Raw genomic sequence first — 1,865 nt, forward strand, 5'->3', positions numbered from 1 at the left:
ATATTGGCTAGAGTCGTAAATAAAATGTATCCTTATTTAAAAAATAAGGTGATAGAGAAAATAGATCCAGAAACTAAGAACGGTATCACAAAAAATGTTAAAGCAATTATTTTACAAAATACAGGTAATTTTTTGGTGAATGGAACGGATAATATCATTATTTCTTCATTTATTAGTGTGGCAGCAGTAGGGTTATATTCTAATTATCATATGCTGATTGAAATTTTTAGAAATTTGCTTAATCAAATCTTCAATAATATTTATCACAGTGTAGGGAATCTAGTAGCAAAAGAAGATTCAGAAAAAGTGTACAGCATATTCAAAGTTTATAGATTTCTTAACTTTTGGTTATATTCATTTATTTCCATCTTTTTATTAATAATTTTAGATTCATTTATCACAGTTTGGATCGGGTCCGAATTTTTAATGGCTCAAAATGCTCTCATCATTGTAATGCTGATTTTTTTCGAAAGAGGGATGAGGAATGCCATTACAACAATAAAAACAACAGCGGGCATTTTTCATGAGGATCGCTATATTCCACTTTTTCAAGCTGCTATTAATCTTATCCTTTCTATTGTATTGGTACAATATATGGGTATCGCCGGAGTTTTCATCGGAACCCTTGTGAGTACTATTGTAGGACCGTTTTGGACGACACCATACCTAGTTTATAAAAAGGTTCTCAATAGGTCTCTTTATGAATATTATCTAACTTATATCTTTTTTGTATTAATTGGAGTAGGAGCTTATTTTTTGACAAACTACTTATGTAATTTTATAGAGGTAGAGGGGTTTTTAGGCCTATTATTAATAGGCATGATTTGTTTTATAGTGCCAAATATCATTTATTTAATCATTTTCTATAAAACAAGTGAGTTTAAGTATTTATTATCACTAATAATTGGTATTTCAGGAAGTTTACTACAGAAAATTAAAATTAAAAATAGTCAATATAAAATGGAAAATCATTAATCAGTAATGGCTTTAAAAACGTCCTCTTGTTTTATACGTTCTTTTATTAAGGCATTTGTTAAAACGTTTATTCTGTGAACAAAAAAGAGAGGTTAAACTAATAACCTCTCAAATTCACTAAATCTTTTTTACAGTGATATCCATATTGATTTGTTGGGTATGTTTAACTAATATGCTATTAGCATCAATGATAGTGATAACAGGATTTATTATAGTGGAGCTAGACACACAGAATATATAAGGTTCTAAAGTGTTCAAATTATGGGAAATAGTAGACGTATAGGCATTACCGTCTGGTTGGAGTGTTATGCTCTGTTTATATTCGCGTTCAATGTCGTAATCGAAATAAATCCCTGCATCTGGAGCAGGAAGTGTCATATTAGTAAACACATTATCAGCTGAAATAAATCTTATCATAGGTCTAATGCTATTATAATAGGTTAGTTTTAATGGAGTAGCACCACCTGTGTACTTAAAGTTGCAATCCTTTAAAATTAAAGTGAAAACGGGTGGTATAATCGTTTTTTCGTGCTTAATTAGAAAAGAAAAAAGAGGGTTAGAGATCTCAACATTACAGTTCTTTAATTTAATAAGACCACTCGGTTGATTAAAATCAGTAGAAAAGAGGTTGCCGATTGTATTCACAAATAAATTGCAATTCTCTAAAATAATGGTAGCAGGGAAACCTGGGGTATTTATATTTCCCACCTTAACTATTGTATCAACCAATTTTGATTTAGTAATAGTTAACTTTCTATCTTTTGTAGCAAAAACTAGATTATTCAAAACACTGTTGCTCAATTCACAATTATCCATGGAAACCTTTTCACTTAATGTTCTATCATTTCTAGTCTGTATATTTATTTTTAAGTTATTAAATATTGAGTTGC

At 29.5% G+C, this 1,865-nt stretch carries 3 protein-coding genes (1 of these 3 running past the window's edge); 1 reads left to right on the top strand and 2 read right to left on the bottom strand.

From position 1 onward, the window contains the following. Positions 1–975 (top strand): lipopolysaccharide biosynthesis protein (locus V7068_RS22330; protein ID WP_499714615.1); only part of this gene is annotated, 975 nt, incomplete at its 5' end. A gap of 117 nt (positions 976–1,092) precedes the next feature. Here the strand turns inward: V7068_RS22330 and V7068_RS22335 are convergent. Together V7068_RS22335 and V7068_RS22340 are read right to left on the bottom strand one after the other, a co-directional pair. Beyond that, entirely contained in the window at positions 1,093–1,791 is a 699-nt protein-coding gene (locus V7068_RS22335) for a hypothetical protein (protein WP_499714616.1), read from the bottom strand. 58 nt (positions 1,792–1,849) lie between these two features. Continuing rightward, positions 1,850–1,865 carry the final stretch of a right-handed parallel beta-helix repeat-containing protein gene (locus V7068_RS22340; protein ID WP_499714621.1) on the bottom strand. Its footprint extends 1,343 nt past the window's final position, so the window shows 16 of its 1,359 coding nt (coding positions 1,344–1,359); its start codon lies off the right edge, out of view — the gene reads right to left on this strand; its stop codon occupies positions 1,850–1,852.

This window comes from Bacillus sp. JJ634 (assembly GCF_036962285.1).
Classification (GTDB): Bacteria; Bacillota; Bacilli; order Bacillales; family DSM-1321; genus Peribacillus; species Peribacillus asahii_A.

What these genes read in the sequence shown, in the direction of transcription:
- V7068_RS22335 (WP_499714616.1), bottom strand. Translation starts at nt 1,791, where the DNA reads ATGGATAATTGTGAATTGAGCAACAGTGTTTTGAATAATCTAGTTTTT.